Origin of the sequence: Methylophaga sp., from assembly GCF_009711715.1 — a bacterium.
Lineage (GTDB): Bacteria > Pseudomonadota > Gammaproteobacteria > Nitrosococcales > Methylophagaceae > Methylophaga.
In genome coordinates this window covers 254944-273121 of the sequence record NZ_VENF01000009.1, presented here as the reverse complement: position 1 = coordinate 273121, position 18178 = coordinate 254944, and the positions used below count along the sequence as shown (strand labels likewise).

Below are 18178 nucleotides of genomic sequence, written 5' to 3'. Positions count from 1 at the left end.
CTACACCCCCAAATCCGTTTACGAGAGTTTGTTGCTTTAACTATCCGTGTTATCTGGTTCAGGTGAATAAGGCCGGCCGGAGCCAGCCTTATTTCAACTATTACCGATACAGCTAATTAACTAGGGTCAACATCCGTATGATTAGTGAGAATCGTTGCGAGATCAGGTCCTAAGTCAGCTACTGTTACACCTTCCAAGACAATCGTTTGAGTAACATTACCCGCAAGGTCACCGGTATCACTGATTTCGATTACTGCACCATCAGCACTATCTGCCACTGAAATATAATCAGCTATATTTCCGTCCCCGATATCACCAATGAGATCAGAAATATTTAGTGCATCGCCTTCATTGCTATCGTAGGAACCAGCGGATTGATTAAAGTCAGTGACAATGTCCTCACCAGAGTCGCCCTCGTTCCAACTGAATGTATCAGCACCCAGACCACCAGTTAAGATGTCATTTCCAGCACTACTGACGATAATGTCTGAACCCTCGTCTCCTAAAATATCTAAGGCTTCAGTGTTTTCATCAGAGTCATTAGCTGTAATGTCGATATTAAATGAAGTCTCATCTGTTACATCACCATCACCATCGACTAGTGTTACGCCAACATCAATTGATTGATCATCTGGCGGTGTAATTGAGTCAGCCGAGAACTCAGTAAGTTTGATTTTCGCAGATTGGTCTGTTTCATCGCTTGTGATACTGAAGTCTATGTAGTCCACTAAACCATCAAATTCACCACTTGCAAGAAAATCTATTGTTGTGGAGCCTGAAGCACTGACATCAAAGGATCCTGAAACAAATTCACCATCAGAGTCATATGCAATGTAGTTCACAGTTAATGTACCAGAACCATTGAACTCATAAGCTAATGTGAAGTTTGTTGCCAAAAAATTGTTAAAGCTTGTAGTCCAACTTTCATTCTGATTAAACAAATTACTGCCAACGCCAAACTCGCCGTTTGATTTATTGAACAAAGCAGCAGAACCATCAATCTCTGCATTTTCAAAGATGATTTCTTTGGTAGGATCAACCGCATCAGCAAATGTTATTGACTCAACAGACTTGCCTGCCTTGACACCAGTCAAATCAAAAGTTACTTCACCGGCTGTAGATGTCTGCAATAACTCAAAAGAGTACTGCCCTGTCTCATCAACTGTAAGTGTGTATAAAGGCTGATCATTAGCATCGTAGGCAGTTATTGTACTTGTTCCCAAACCGCTCACACTTGATGAGAATCCGCCATCATTAATTGTATTAATTACAAACTGATTTACGCCGTCTGCACCAGAGTCAAAGTCGATCTGACCTGTTACAACTTGTAATTCATTAGCCATATCAATGTCAGCAATCTCATTGATAGTTGGTAAATCATCCGTAATGTCGACGTAGACCGTGGTGGTGTAGGTATTGTTGTTTGCATCCGTCACAACAATATTCACTGAAGTCGCATCATCAGCCAAGTCAGAATCCGACGCATGATCGTATGCCGCTGTCTGATTAAACGTCACCACACCCGTTACAGGGTCGACTGAGAAGGTGCCATAACTCGGATCGCTATGACCAGCGTCGATCGCAAAACTAAATGGACCGGTGCCACCTGATGGTACAACGGTAGTGGTAAACAGGTTGTCTGCAGGATCGGCCGTTGCAACCGCCGCATCATCCGCCTGAATATCCCCCGCTGCTGCGGTCAGACCACTATCTGTCAGTGTGATGGTCAAAGTCGCATAACTTAAATCGCCATCCGCATCCTGAATCGTGTAGGTGAATACATCTGTCGCACCTTCCGCTGGAACAGCATTCGGTTTGGCATCGTAATCATAACTGCCATCTGCATTCAGAGTCAGGAAACCATAAGCAGTTTCAATTGTAGCCAGTGAACCAACAGCGGCTACACCACTAACACCAGCAACAACACCAACCACACCATCGGCTAATGGCTCGTCTGCACCAAAGGTATCGTTTGTCAGAACATTACCTGTTACATTTTGCTCACCTTCACCGGCATCATCTGCATCATCTTCGGCCTGCGGCAGATCGTCCGTAATGTCGACGTAGACCGTGGTGGTGTAGGTATTGTTGTTTGCATCCGTCACAACAATATTCACTGAAGTCGCATCATCAGCCAAGTCAGAATCCGACGCATGATCGTATGCCGCTGTCTGATTAAACGTCACCACACCCGTTACAGGGTCGACTGAGAAGGTGCCATAACTCGGATCGCTATGACCAGCGTCGATCGCAAAACTAAATGGACCGGTGCCACCTGATGGTACAACGGTAGTGGTAAACAGGTTGTCTGCAGGATCGGCCGTTGCAACCGCCGCATCATCCGCCTGAATATCCCCCGCTGCTGCGGTCAGACCACTATCTGTCAGTGTGATGGTCAAAGTCGCATAACTTAAATCGCCATCCGCATCCTGAATCGTGTAGGTGAATACATCTGTCGCACCTTCCGCTGGAACAGCATTCGGTTTGGCATCGTAATCATAACTGCCATCTGCATTCAGAGTCAGGAAACCATAAGCAGTTTCAATTGTAGCCAGTGAACCAACAGCGGCTACACCACTAACACCAGCAACAACACCAACCACACCATCGGCTAATGGCTCGTCTGCACCAAAGGTATCATTTGTCAGAACATTACCTGTTACATTTTGCTCACCTTCACCGGCATCATCTGCGTCGTTATTCGCTACAGGACCATCATCATCAACGGTGACAGTGAATACCGAAGGAGAACTGGTATTACCAGATGAATCCGTTGCTGTTGCAGTGAATTCGAATGTCAAAGGATCATCGGGATCAGTTGAATCAGGATGGTCAAACGCTTCATTTTGGGTGAATTTATAGGTGCCATCGTTATTAATGACCAGCGTCCAACTACCATCATCTGCCGTAACAGTATTAGCTGAAGCTGTTGCTGTGCCTACCCATGAACCACCTGAAAGCGCGACAGAGATAGAACCTGTATCACCTGGACCGAAATCAGCATCGATGACACCATCCAGTTCTACCAAACCATCAGTTTCATCGCCGGACACATCGTCACTGACTAAACTCACGTCATCATCGTAGATAGTGACTGTTGCAGAGTCTGCATCTGGGTTGATAGTGGCATTGTTAGCACTGATCAAAACGATTTCGAAAACTCCATTTGCTTCAGGGATGTTGTCTTCAACTATTTCCACATAAACAGGGAATGAAGTACTTCCGGCTGGAATAGTTACTGTCTGGGGAGACGGACCGTTAAACCAGTCATCGGGAGTATCAGCTGCACCATTGCTAGAAACCGGTTGCAGGATGTATGTCACTTGAACGTCTTGCGAGAACGATTCGCTTAAGTTAATGATAAATACAACCTGTTTTGTTCCCTCACTAGTGCCTTCCAGCACACTGGCGGCATTGCCTTCAACCAGTACAGGATATTCAGGGGTAGGAACACCATCTTCAGGCGGGGGTGACTGTGGATCTTCAATTTCAATTTCAACGTCGACAGAAACACTGACCTGCGGGACAGTTGGTTGCTCATCTTCTTCAGGAAGAATGATGATGTCTTCTTCTGGCAAGTCATAGCTATTGGTAACACCAATTGTGTCAAAGCCCGCATCTGGAGTAACCGCAGGGTTCAGATAGTCAACAAAGACGGCTTCATGGCCACCATCACTGCCTTCAACCCCAGCACCGGCAGCTGTGGCTTCACCGATTTCGGTCGGGTCTTCACCTTCTAATAAAGCTTGTTGGATAGCGGCGACGTCATCAGGCACATCGTCTTGTGCTCCTTCGGCCACGGCTGTGTCATTCGGATCAAAGACCTCGCTGTCGAGCATCGCCTGGGAGTTTCTGCCCAAGTCCATCAAGCTGCCATCAGCAAACTCGATTTCGATTGCGCCACCGGGTCCTGTGGTAATAAGTTCATTGGCGAACACGCGGTCGCCAGCTTGTAAAGTTCTGCTTGAGCCGTCAGCTGCAGTCGCTGTGACTTCACCAATGATTGCTTTCACAATTCCGATTTGTGTTGCCATGATTCCTCCAAAGTACTATCCACTATTAACAGCATCCCCTATATGAGGGGGTCTTGCTGATTATAATCCCCCTCTTTTTAGGGGGTGTGTATTGTACTTTGGTACAGTTTTGCCATTTTTTTCAAAATTTTTGTATAGAAATGGCTGAAAACTCAGGCTCAAAAACAAGAAAGGCGGATTTAAATATTAAAAAACCAGCTTGAAAGCTGGTTTTGAGGTTAAACCGAGCACGGTAGTCACCAAGTCAGCATCAATTTCAGAGGCAATGGCTTCACGATTTGAATATCCGAAGACGGCGGCCGTCACGGACATATTGCGTCTCCAGTATTTTTTTCTGCTTGAAGTCAACTTTTGCCATGGCTTCGAACGCTGACAGAGTTCGCTGCGATCCGAGTCCAAATTTCTCAATGTCTCTGAGTGAATGCAAATCTTCTGGCTGATGTCCAGCCAGCAGGTACTGAATACGGTCCACACTTAGTAATTCCAACTGTTCCGCCTGCCGGTGATCATCCCAGTGACGAGGGCGTCCCGTCCGCTTACCATAGTTGTGATAAGCCAGCACATCGTTAGGGGCATAAAAATCCCAGCCGTGTGTCCATAGCCTTACAGACAAGGTGATTTCCTCACCAAAAAAATAGAGCCAGGGATCATAGGGCACCTGTTTCAGGGCCGAGACCGGTGCAAACAGAAAATTGCCCGAAACAAATGCTGATGGGATTGGTTTTGCTGGCTTATCTTTATATATATAGGTATCAGATTGATAGATCAATGTGCCATGAGCGTTAAACTTGCCGGGCTTCAACACGGTAATCGCTTTTGCAGCCAGTTGATCGGGAGGCGTATACCCTAACGGGTAATGGCTGATGATCGCTTTCGGATTCTGGCATTGCTGCCACATTTCAAACAAGCGAACATCCCAGTCCGGCTCAAAGCGCATGTGACTGTCAGTCTGCAGCACAAACGGCTCCTCACCCAGCAATTCCTGATACAAATGACTTCTGGCCCAGCAGACACCCCGGCTGGTAGCAGCATCAATGACGATCTCGTCCACCTGAGGATGAGTTGGTGCACGACAGTCATCGTCATCGGTCATCAACTGCGACAACACACCAACACGAATTTGATCCGGTCGAGCAGCCTGCTTAAACAAGTTTTTTATAGTGGCCGTAATTTCCGGATCACGATAGTTGGCAATTGCCACAAACAAGGTGGGTTGATGTTGGCTCATATTTTCTCGGGTAGTTGTGCTATCTCAGCATACAAAAAGGCCCGCGATATTCCTACCGCAGGCCTTTTGTTTTAAGAACGCTGACCGGTAACGATATGTTGTTACCGGCCACCAGAGTCACTAGCTCTGGTCAACATCCAGATTGTTATTGTTCAACAGGGTAGTCAGATCCTGCTGGTTACCATTAACGAAGATGCTTTGAGTTGAGTCACCACCTGTATTGGCATCGCCGTTGGTGTAGACATCGATCTTAGTCTGGTTACTACCTGCATCAAATGTCGCTTTCAGGTAATTATCCAGGTTGGTGTCATCGATAGTCTTACTGCCATCGGAATCCAACAGGTCGGCAAGGTTCAGCACATCACCCTCACCGGCATTGAAGTCAACAACAGTGTCTACAGCCGGAGAACCCGCTGAACCGTCATCACCTTCATTCCACTGGAAGATGTCGGCACCTTCACCACCGATCAGGATGTCGTCACCGCCACCACCAATCAGCGTGTCATCACCGGCAGCATCAATCTCAGCCTGAGTAGGCGCTGGATTAATCAGATCATCGTAGTTGTCACGGATGTATTGCATGATTTGCGCATCATCCGGGGCTGTACCATCATTCACTGCCCAAGTCAGGTATTCCACCAGACCTTCATAGCCCAGGCCATGACCGGCACTGAATGTTTCACCAGTATCATCATTGGTCCAGGTCAAGTTATCAGTAAACAATGTATCACCGAAGATAACATCATCACCTTCACCACCCTGCAGCACATCATCACCGAGGTCGGCAGGGCCTTCCGTGGTGTTGCCGGTTTGCAGTTGGGCAGTCAGTTCATCCGCATCGTTGATGACTTGTGGCTCACCAACTGGGCCAGTTACGTTAATTGGCTGCTCCAAGCTTATATTATCTATGAAGAGATCATCATTAGTTGACTCTCTGGTTTCAGACCAGAATGGAGGAATAATCCATACCGTATATTCCTCAACAGCTTGGTCATCGACACTAAATTGGAGTCTATAATTTCCCCCATCCAAAGCATCTGATGTGATGGTTCCACTTCCTTCAAGTGTTCCAGTTTGTACATCTGTCCAAGTTCCTGAGACATCCTTCTGAATTTTCCAACTAAAGTTGTCAGCTTCACTGGTTCGACCACCCAGCCCGAAGTCAAATGACAAGATGCTTCCTACAGCTGCTGTGAAGGCATTGCTATTTACCGTTGTAGCCGGTCCGCCATTATTATCGCGAATACGGAACTCACCATTATTGATCGAAAGCTGACCACTGGACTCATCACTTCCACTCTCAAAATCCCAGTCTGATTCTTCATCCAACTGGTCATTAGACCCAGAGAAATTAGCCAGAACAGTGGTGGTTGTACCAAAGGTTTCAGTACCCGTACCAGCGTTGTTGGTGTTATCAAAGAAGCGCAGATAGTCTTCATTGACACCATTACCGATACCAATACCGTTAACTTCACTGATGGCACTTAAGGCTTCAAAAGCTTCAACCGCTGCCTGGAAAGTCTCAAAATCCGTTTCATTACCATCACCGCCACCGTTGTATAGCGTCGGATCACCGTCAGTCATAAAGTAACTGATAAATTCATGACCATCCGGCTGTCCATCAAACCATTCCACAGCCTCATCAAACGCCGCTTCATAGTTGGTACCGCCACTTGCCCCCAAATCGTCAATTTCAGCCAGCAGATCATCCAGACCATCCGGATTATTGGCCAAATCACTTACCGAGATTTCCAGGCTAGCCCCCGGACCAAAACCAATCAGTGCAATATTAATCACACCATCATGGTCTGCCAGATCGTTAACGAAGCTTTCCAGCGCATCTTTGAGCAACTCATTACGATCACCCGCCATGCTGCCAGATTCATCAGCGATCAGCGCAATGCTGTAGTTGCTGCCCGGACTGTATTGCTGATCCCGACCTCCCAGGTCGCCAATCAGGACGTCATCACCACCTTGTGTTTCGTATGTGTTCGCCTGATTGCTACCAACATACAGTTCATCAGCCACTTGTGTAGTTACAACCAGATTGCTGCTTGACTGATCGCCATCGCCATCCTGGATGGTGTAGTCAATTGTCGCGCTGATGTCTGTATCAGTATCAGCCAATCCGGTGAACTCGTAACTACCGTCACTATTAATGACAACGGTACCCGCATCAGTCTCAAAAGTTGCTGAAGTTGTGGTATCGCTGAAAGTTACCGTGGTGCCGTCATAAGTCACATCAACCAGTGCAGGCGCGCCATAACCATCTGCTCCTGGCGTATCGTTATCCAGCACATTGCCAGTCACCGGTTCAGGCGTCGCCGTCACGGTTGATTCCAGTGTATCTGTCAGATCATCGATATCGTCGAGGATGATGACATTCTCATCACCTGCACCATCGTATGTGCTATTGGTTTCGCTTGTTGTCCAGGCAATCGGTTCAAGCTGACCAATGTCACCACTATTCAGCCCGTTGTAACCGACTGCATAAGAGTTATCGAAGCCATTATTTTCCAGGAATTGAATCCAGGCGGCTTCTTCAGCGCTGGTAATGCCATTGCTACCGGTTCCATTATTTTCATTTGGTTCACCATCAGAGATAAACATGGAAACCAATTGACCACCACCTGGAGGTGGTGCAGTAAAGTTCTCGGTAACCGCTTCTAACGCAGCATCATAATCCGTACCGAATGCACCGCTACCAGAAGAACTCAAGCCATTGATAGCATCCATCGCATCACCAAGATTGGTAAACCAGCCACCATTCACACCTGAATCATGGAAAGTACCGCCTTCGGCGAATGAAGTAATAAACACAGAGTTTACTGAGCCACTGTTAAACATGTTCTGTAGTGACGTTTTTAATGAGTTCAAATCACTACTGTCCACACTGGCTGAGGTATCAATCATCAGCACCAGATCTGATCCCAGTGTTTCGCTTGATCCTTCCTGAGACTGGGCACTGTCTGCTGTTGCGGTTGGTACATCATCAATGATTTGTACAGATAATGTATCTGTAGCTTCATCACCATCAACATCACTCAGGCTAACAGTAAGGTTTTCAAATACCCCATTTTCACCGTTATTGGCAGGGCCATGACTCAATGTATTGTCACTGAGTTCATAGGTATAGGTAATCTCACCCGTATTGGCATCGTAGCCAGTGACAGACAAGATATTACCCAGTGCCGTGGTAAAGCTGGTGGTGCTGAAGGTGCCATCAGTAATCACTGCATGACCATCAATGGTCAGGTCATCAATGGCATCACCACTGCTGATGGTGAATGTGCCTTCCTGAGTCGTTGATTCCTTGCTGGTATCACTACCGTCTGCCAGGTCATCTTCATCAACGGTGACATCACCACCATTAGCTTCCGGTGTCAGGTTGCTGATATCCGGTGTGTAATCCACATCCACAGTAGTCGTACCTGCTGTTTGCAGATCCTCGTATTCACTGCCACCTGAAGCGATGCCAGCTATGCTGTTACTGATAGATGCCTGATTGGTAATTTCACCATCAGAATAAGTGCGAGTGAATGAACCTGATGTATCACCGGCAGAGATAGTGACCTGCTCACCATTAGCCAGGTTGAAGATCAGATCAGTATCTGGGTCAATATCACCAGGACCACCGCTCAACGTGATGGTATAGGTGATATCACCACCATCCTCATTTACTTCGGTAGTTGAAGTGCTAAGCGTTGCAGTGACGGTATCAATGGTGTCACTGATAGTCACGGTGGCGGTATCAGTGGTATCCAGATCTTCGTAGTTACCACCACTGGTTGACTGAATGCCTACATTGAAGCTTTCACCGTCAACATACACATCATCGCCTTGGGCCGCTTGCGGCGCAGAGGAACCCGTGGTTGCACCGTCAGGAATGGTGATCACGACGCCATTGGTCAGCGTAATGGTCAGGTTACCTTGTGGGGCATTATCCACACTGGCGTTGTAGGTGATAGTGCCGTCTTCGGCAACACTTACATCGTCCAACGTCACGGTGGTGGTATCAATGGTGTCATTGACGGTCACGGTCGCATCGTCACTTGTATCCAGCGACGAGTAGTTGCCACCTGATGTACCCGTCACTTCGACGGTATAGCTTTCACCATCTACATAAGGATCATCGCCCTGTACCGCGAATGGTGTGGATGCTGCTGAGGTATCACCAACCGGAATGGTAATTGTGGCCCCATTATCCAGCGTAATAATCAGGGGACTACCGGTAACAGGATTTTCTACGCTGCCGGTGAGCGTTGCTGTGCCATCGCCTTCGTTCACCGTGACATCATTCAGCGTCACAACGTCAGAAACCTGGGCATCAACAATGGTAATGGCCACGGCGCCCTGAGCGGTATCGCCGTCCCCATCGGTGACGGTGAAGTTAAAGTTTTCAACTTCATCCTGAGATACGGAACCGCTGTCAACGCTGTAGCTGTATTCGCCATTGGCTTTGACCTGCAGTGTGCCGTGATCCAGTTCGATTTCCTGTGAGTAACCGTCCTGACCAAATTCCAGGGCCACGCCATTGATGTGTGAAATTCCGCCCTCATCCTGGCCGGCATCAAACACCAGTTGACCGGTAACGGTTTCACCTTCGTCAACGGCTGCATCGCTTTGAGCACCGACACTCGGGCCGTCATCTTCAAAGGCAAACAGCACACCGACATCAATACTGTCGCTGGCACTGTCGCCATCGGCATCCGTAACGGTACCGGTCAATGCAATGGCACCCGCGTTGAGTGTGGCCGGAGAGTTCGCTTCATCAGGATCGGTCACGTCATCATGCTCAACCGCACGCAGTTGAGTCAGGGTAACTTCACCATTGTCGTCAACACTGGCTGTAAAGACGGCCAGCTCAAGATTGTCGTCAGTGGTGATGTAGCCTTCAACACCACCATCACCATTCACGCGCAGTTCAACCGCTTTGCCGCTAACGGTATCAACCAGACCTGATTCTGCATCATCAGCCACCGACAGGCTGTAATCCACATCGCCTTCGCCGTCTGCACCGAAGTCAAGAGTAAAGCTGCCAGACAGGTCCAGCGTTGCAGTGGCATTGCTTGGGTCACCGTTGCCGATATCGGTTTCATCGACAGTGATCGCACCCAGCTGGTTAATGCTGACATTGATATTGACGTCATTGAAGTCGTTATCGCCGCCAATGATGTCTTCCCAGTTCTGATTACCAGCTGCAGCATTATCCTGCAGGGTATCTGTGTTGCCAGGATTCAGGTCAGCATTGTCGAACAGTACATTAGTACCCTGTCCAGACAACGGTTCACCGCCCACAAGCACTTCCCAGTTACCTTCGCCATCCTGCTGGAAGGTCACGGCATCGCCGTTACTCAGATCATTCAGATCCGCACCATCAGGAATGATGAAGAAGCCGATATCTGATGGGTCAGTGACTTCAACCGTGATTTCTTCGGACGTGTTGTCTTTGACATTCGCCCAGATGATTTCACCGCTGACAGGCTCACCGTTTTCACCTTTGATGTAAAAACCATAGGTATTGTTGTAACCGGCGTCGCCGCCTTCATTGGTCACGGTCAGCAGGTAAGGTTGTGCTGGCTGTTGCGCTTCAATAGCTGGCGCATCATCTTCAAAGTTGAAGCTGACACCGCCCAGATCCAGCGTGGCTTCTGCACTGTCGCCATCGGCATCAGTGAGAGTTTTGACTAGGCTCAGCAAGTCTGCATCCAGCACCATGCCCTGGCTGTCGTCAGGGTTCGTGGTATCGGCATGCCAGACGTTCTCCAGCTGCGTCAGTGTGACTTCACCGGTTTCGGCGTTGACGTTGATAGTGAAGTAATCCGTACCCCCGGCAGAGCCAATGATTTGATCACCTACCTGGTTGAGAACGATTTCAGTGCCCTGACCGTAGCCGTCACCATCATCGCCAGCCGTATCGCTGTTATCAACGGTATACAGACCGGAAGCGACATCCTGACCGTTCAGGCTCAGGCTGTAGCTTTCGCTGGTTTCACCGGCAGGGCCGTCAGCACCGAACTCACCGCTGAAGAAGCCGCTGAAGTCGAAGCTTGCAGTAGTAGAAGCACCGGTTTCACCGTTGCCGTCTGCCAGCGCAGATTCATCAACAGTCAGGCTGGCGACTGCATCCAGGCTGATGTTATCGATATAAGCGCCCAGCGTGTTTTCAGAACCCACGCCTTCAAAGCTGAGGGTTTGTGCACTGCTGGTATCCAGACCGGTAAAGGTCAGGGTGATGGTGGTCCAGCCACCGGCACTGCTTGATTGTGATGCAGACACACCGGCAGGCAAGCTGCCAAAATCAATCACACCGGCACCGTCAACATTGATGTTGACCATTTGTCCGCCCAGTGAGACCGCCATATCGCTACCATCCACATCATCAGGACGTGGCTGGAAGTCAAAGCTCAGGGTCGCATCGGGAGTCGGCAGATCTACGTCTGTCGACAGCACAGTCAGTGTAGGTCCGCCATCACCATTGCTGTCGTGAGCATCCAGTTCGGCATGCACATCACCGTCTGAAGCACTGGCGCCACCGACATTACCAGACTGAATTTCAATACCGGCACCGTTAACGGTCCATTCAATACCATTGTTACCAATGATGGTACCGCCACCTTCACCGACGACTGTCCAGTTATTACCGGTCAGGTCAGGCGCAAAGTTTTCAAACGACTCGGTCAGCAGATTAATTTGCTGGCTGGTCACAACCGGCGTGTCATCATCGAAGTCGACAGTCAGATTACCGGTTTGACTATCGCCGTCATTGTCGGTGACGGTAAATTCAAGATCGACACTGGCGTTATTTTCGGTGTTATCACCTGCATCACCATCCAGTGACTCATGCAGAACGTTATCCAGCAGGGTCACGGTGTAATCACCTGATGCGGTATCGGTCACTTCCACCGTAAACAAAGGACCGCGCGGTCCAGTTGCTGTCAGCGTGTTGGTGACACTATTCCAGCTGAAGCTTACCGTTTCAGTGCCGACAGTCGCGCTTTCGCCGTTCATTGCAGCAAAGTCAACTGTGCCAGGTTGATCAGCACCGGTGGTGAAGTTCAGGCTGCCAGTGAAAATGGCTTCGTCTGCACCGGTGACTTCATCGTTAGGACCTCCTTCAATACCATCGACCAAACCTTCGTCATCAACAGTTGCAGTGGCCTGCTCTTGTGAGATAACCGGCATATCATCGTCGATAGTCACATAGACATCACCATCAACGCTATCACCATCACCATCAGTAACGGTATAAGTCAGCTTGAAGTTAACGTCAGTGCTAGAAAGGATGAAATTCGGGTTTTCATCATTACCGTAGAAGAAACCATCATTGCTGTGATCGACATTGGCAAGCAAGGTAAACTCATATTCACCAGTTTGAGCGTTTACTGTCATAGTAAACACCGGCGAGTCAGTGACTTCCGTTGATGCTGTCAGGGTTGAGGTATCTGCATTCCAGCTGTAAGTCACTGCCTCGCCGTTTGAGGTAAAGTCAGCAGTCTCACCATGCATTTTCTGCAGGCCAATCGAGCCGGCACCATCCGCGCCGAAGGTATGGCTGAGGGTACCTGTCAAATTGGCTTGAGCCAGATCACCAGTCTGATCATCGCCTACGCCGGTAGGCAAATTGTCTTCGTCAGCAACGATAAAGGTCGGAATAATCGCAGTAGGACCATCGTCATCAAATGTAACCGTTATGGCATTTTGCGTCACGACGCTGTCGCCATCGTTATCAGTCACCGTAATGTGAATCAAATTCTCAAGGCTGACATCATCGTCACGACTTTCGGTGTCTTCGTGCTGAATAGCTTTAAGTTGTAATAGAGCGAGTTGATCATCACTACTGCCTGGCTCGCCTTCGAGCAGACCGACAACAAAGGCAATATCTGCTAGGAAGTCTTCGGCTGAATCATAGCTGCCAGCCGGGTCAGCAGGATCAAAGGTCGCATTGGTCATACCCAGAACAAAGTTATCACCAACAAGCCCCTGGTCACCCAGGTCGACACCAAAGGCAGTGCCAATAGTGGCAAGTAATTCTGCTGATAGAGAATACAGATAGATCGGCTGGCCACCTTGAGTAGCACTCAGGCCTGAAGCCTGCCCGTCAAAGCTCTCGCCTGCGGCATTGGTTAATGAAACATTAGCCAAGCCATCTGCGCCACCACTGTACTGAAGAGCACCATTGATTGAGTTAACTGCTACCCCTATCAGCTCAACAGGGCCACCTTCACCCAGCGGTTGCAGGAAGGTAAACAGGTCATGGGCTGCATCATTATCGAAAATGTGAGGCTGCGCAAGGGCTGATTCGTCATGAATAACGGTAGCGCTGCCATCTTCAGAGATAACCGGAATATCATCCTGAATTTGAACAACAAACTGTCCTTCACCGGCACCGGTGACTGAATCACCATCCGTGTCGGTAGCAACCAGAATGCCGCTGAAGTCGATGCCTTCGACTGAACCCTCTGTAGTGACCAGTGCACTGTTTTCAGAGTCTGTACCATCATCGACATGATCCAGTTTATCCTGCAGATCAAAATCGTAGGAACCATCGGCATTCACCGTCAGGGTGAATACGGTCATGCCGCCAGCACTGGCTGTCAACACATTCCCGTTGACACTGTAGCTCACGGCATTACCGTTTGAGTACAGGCTCGGCAGACTGTCAGTGTTTTCAGACAGGCTGATGGTAACTGGCGCATCAGCACCGGCACTGAACAGTGCAGTGAGGGTGCCGGCTTCAGCGCTGGTTTCGTCATCAGCATTGGTATCGCCAGCTTGTTTATTGCCTTCACTATTATCTTCAGTCACCACTGACATGCCATCTTCTTCGACGCTTGCAGTGACTGCTTCGGCTTGCTCATTGGCAATCGGCGCATCGTCTTCAAAGCGATAGGCCACACCGCTGATATCCAAATCAGCACTCACAGTATCACCATCCGCATCGGTGACAGACTTGGTCAACAGCAAGGTGCCGGCTTCCAGCAGCATGCTCATCGCTTCGTCAGTGTCAGCGGTGTCGTCATTCCAGATGTTTTGCAGTTGTTCCAGTGTCACAACACCGTTGGCATCTACGCTGATGGTAAATAGCGGGCCATCAATGCCGTCAGCTGTGCCTTCAATGACACCTTCACCGTTAACGTTCAGCACAATTTCTGCGCCTTGGCCATAACCATCGTTCTCGGTTGACGTATCTGTACTGTCAACCGTATACAGGCCGGTAGCAATGTCTTCACCACTCAGGGACAGGCTGAAGGCTGTGGTGCCTTCTTCATCGGCACCGACGCTGCTAGTGAAGTAGCCACTGAAGTCAAAGCTGGCCATGGCAGTGGTAACGGCACCGGTTTCAGGATTACCGTTTTCCAGACCCGATTCGTCAACGGCCAGCACGGGCAGCGCTGACATATTGATGTTGTCGAGGTAGGCACCGAATTCATTCGCATTACCCAGACCTTCAAAAGTCAGGGTTTGCGGTGTGGTGGTATCCATGCCGCTGAATTGCAAGGTAATAGTGGTCCAGCCACCGGCTGCTTCTGTCAGCTCAGCTGTGACACCTTCAGGCAGACCATCAACAGTCACATTGCCGGCAGCGTCTGAATTCACGGTGAAGCTGTAGTCACCGAAACTGACGGACATATCGCTGTCGTCTTCATGGTTCGGGCGTGGCTGATAGTCAAAGCTCAGAATGACATCGGCGCTTGGCAAATCAACGTCAGTAGACAGTTGTGTCAGTAGGGTGTCGTTATTATCGGTATCGAGTTCGGCATGCACATCACCATCAGAGGCTGAGGCATCACCGGCGTTACCAGACTGGATTTCCAGACCCGCACCGTTCACGGTCCAGACAATACCGGCACTACCGGAAATTGTACCACCGCCCTGCCCCACAACAGTGAAGTTATTGCCGCTGATGTCGCTGAAGTCTTCGAATGATTCGCTGAAGAAGTTGACTGCTAGGTCAGGTGCAACTTCAACCGTCGGCATATCGTCATCAAAGTTGACGTTCAAGGTACCTTCAACGGTATCGCCATCATTATCCGTGATGCTGTAGGTCAGATCGGCAAAGGCATTGTTTTCGGTGTTATCACCTGTTTCGCCATCCAGTGACTCATGCAATACATTGTCGAGCAGGTCGACTGTGTACTCACCAGAAGCGGTATCCAGCGTTACAGTAAACAGCTCAGTGCCGTCACGATCACCGCTAGTGATCGTTGCAGTCAGAACTGCTGATTCGTTGTCATATGAGAAGGTAACTGTTTCGGTACCTACAGAAGCGGTTTGCCCGTCCATCGGTGCAAAACTGAAGACTGCAGGTTCGTCGGAACCTACCTGTGCATTCAATGAACCTGTGAATGAAGCGTCGCCATTATCATCCGCGATGCCGCCGTCATTACCGCCTTCCAGCGCATCGTCATCCACCAGCGCACTGCTGTCGCCAACGACAGGAATATCGTCTTTAATGGAGATGGTGAACATGTCGGCATCATCTTCAGTGATGATCAGTTGGTCACCGTCAAAGTCACGGATTTGCAGCAATTGAGTAAAGTCAATGCTGTCAACGGAGCCATTAGGTTCGCCGTTTTCATCAAGCGTAATCAGGCTAAAGTTTTCTTCGGCGGTTTCACCTGCGACGTGATCCAATTGATCATTGAGATCAAACTCCCACTGACCATTGCCAAAGATTGTCAGAGTAAACACTTCACGTGCTTCTTCACCTTCACCGGCACTGGCAGTCAGCACAGAGATAGCATCATCACCCTCACCAATTACCTGAACGCTGTAGCTAACTGCTTCACCTTTGGAAGACAAGGTCGGCAGCGAGTCAATACCCGCCTGGAACAGCGCCTGCTGAACTTCATTTTCAGAAGCCTGCAGCAAGGCGAAAGAACCAGGAACATCGGCACCCATGTTAACGAGATTGTTGAGGTTACCGCTGATGACATCTGAGCTAATCAGGCTATCTGTGCTGTCAACAGTGCCCAAGGTATCCCAACCAGTCAAGGAGCCATCAAAGCCACCATTGACCGGATTACCATTCAAGGTCAGATCAGAGACTGACAAGCTGGAATCAACACCGGTATCGCCCACATTCATTTGACCAAAACCAATGGTGATTTCACCATCCGCGGTCACTTCATAGGTAAACGGATTTGCAGCCAGATTACCAGCGCTGCTGTCAGCGAGTTCAATCACTTCACCATTAATAACGACAAAAGCAAAGTCGTTATACTCAAGTGCATCTGAACCAGACTCGCCGTTGTCGAAGACCCAGTTGAAACTGATGATATCGCCGGCTTCGACTGTTAATGTGGTTTTCGCCGCTGAACCATTACCCGCCTCACCAGCACCGCCGTTGCTGTCAACAGCAGGTTCCAACGCACCAGCTGACAGGCCGAGGAAACTTTCGATATCTGATTGATCAGCATCACTCTCATCAGAAGTAATGAGCATAACGCTGGCGTTGTTGGGGTTGCCTTCAGACAGGTCACCATCTTCAAAAGACAGGCTGTCTTCGTAAACTGTGCCGCTCTGGGTAGCCATTCCTTGTTCTTCATCACCTGCACGAACCGGGCTGTCATCGTCGACATTGATTTGCAGGGTGCCAGTGGCACTGTCGCCGTCGGCATCGGTGATGGTGAAGCCAAGGTTGAGGAATAGGTTGTTTTCGAAAACGAATTCACCATTTTCATAATCAGGCGCGGCATGGTCAAACTGACCGAAGATACCGACCAGGAAGCTGCCGCCATCGGCATTCGGCGTCATTTGAGCGGTGAAGATAATTTCCGCCATTTCAGGGAAGTCATCACCGCTACCTTGGCAGCCGTCAAAGACTTCTTGCTGTGCAGTCAGTTCTGGAGGGAGTTCTTGACCACCTTCTGAGTCCCCGTCAACAATGTAGCCAATGACTGTCAGGCCATCCGCTGAAACCCAGTATTTAACCTGATGTCCATGCGAAGTAACAGGGTTTCCGCTGCTGTCAGTGACATCAGAACCACTGGTGACATTGAAAATAATCGGGTCAGTTTCACTCGGACCATTCAGTCCGAAGTTAGCCACCAGGCTACCACCGAGGAAATGACCATCAGGAGAACCAGTATCATCACCCAGTTCGGTGCGTTCATCGTCAACACCGGCGGGTGAGTCGAAACCAAATGCATCGACGCCATGCTGCGCATTCAGATAAGCCAGGAACTCTGCACTGACATCACTCAGATCGATCTCGCCGTCGGTTACCAGATCATCTTCATCCAGCAAAACTTCGGTGATTCCCGCAGTCGGGACACCGTCGATCAGTTGCTCATCTATGATTTCATCAAAGGTGTTGTTAACACCGATAGTGTCAAAACCAGCTTCAGGGGTGACTTCTGGATTCAGATAGTTAACGAATACGGCATCATGGCCACCGTCACTGCCTTCGACACCGGCACCAGCTGCGGTTGCTTCGCCGGCTTCTGTCGGGTCTTCGCCTTCGAGGATGGCCTGCTGGATAGCGGCAACATCATCCGGTACGGCTTCGCCTTCTGATTCCGCAAGCTCGGTGGCATTGGGGTTAAACACGGCGGAATCAAGCATCGCCTGGCTGTCTCTGCCCAAATCCATCACACTGCCATCTGCAAACTCAATCTCGACTGCACCGGCAGGGCCCGTGCTGATCACTTCGTTTGCATAAACGCGATCACCTGCCTGCAACGTTCTGATGGAACCATCTTCAGCTGTGGCGGTTACCGTACCTACGACAGCTGTGATTACGCCGATTTGTGTTGCCATTGATCATCCCCTTCAAATTCATCCATTAATTGGCCAGTCATTTGGCCCGGCATGCACACGACCGAAGATTTCATCCGCCGGTGCTTTTACTCGAACGGTGACCATTCTCTGGGAATTGGAAAGGGCAAACTATTGTACGGTGGTACTAATT

The 18178-nt window shown here is 49.4% G+C and carries 3 protein-coding genes; all 3 read right to left on the bottom strand.

Annotated elements, in window-relative coordinates; genetic code table 11:
* Window positions 1-116: 116 nt before the first annotated feature.
* Window positions 117-4034 carry a retention module-containing protein gene (locus FH755_RS07515; protein WP_292440137.1) on the bottom strand — a complete coding sequence of 1306 codons (3918 nt, stop codon included), beginning with the start codon at window positions 4032-4034 and terminating at the stop codon, window positions 117-119.
* 271 nt (window positions 4035-4305) lie between these two features.
* Window positions 4306-5262: a GlcNAc-transferase family protein gene (locus tag FH755_RS07510; RefSeq protein WP_292440135.1), complete on the bottom strand. Its 957-nt coding sequence runs from the start codon at window positions 5260-5262 to the stop codon at window positions 4306-4308.
* Window positions 5263-5382: 120 nt separating this feature from the next.
* Complete coding sequence (locus tag FH755_RS07505; RefSeq protein WP_292440134.1) at window positions 5383-18027, bottom strand: retention module-containing protein; 12645 nt, start codon at window positions 18025-18027, stop codon at window positions 5383-5385.
* Window positions 18028-18178 lie beyond the last annotated feature (151 nt).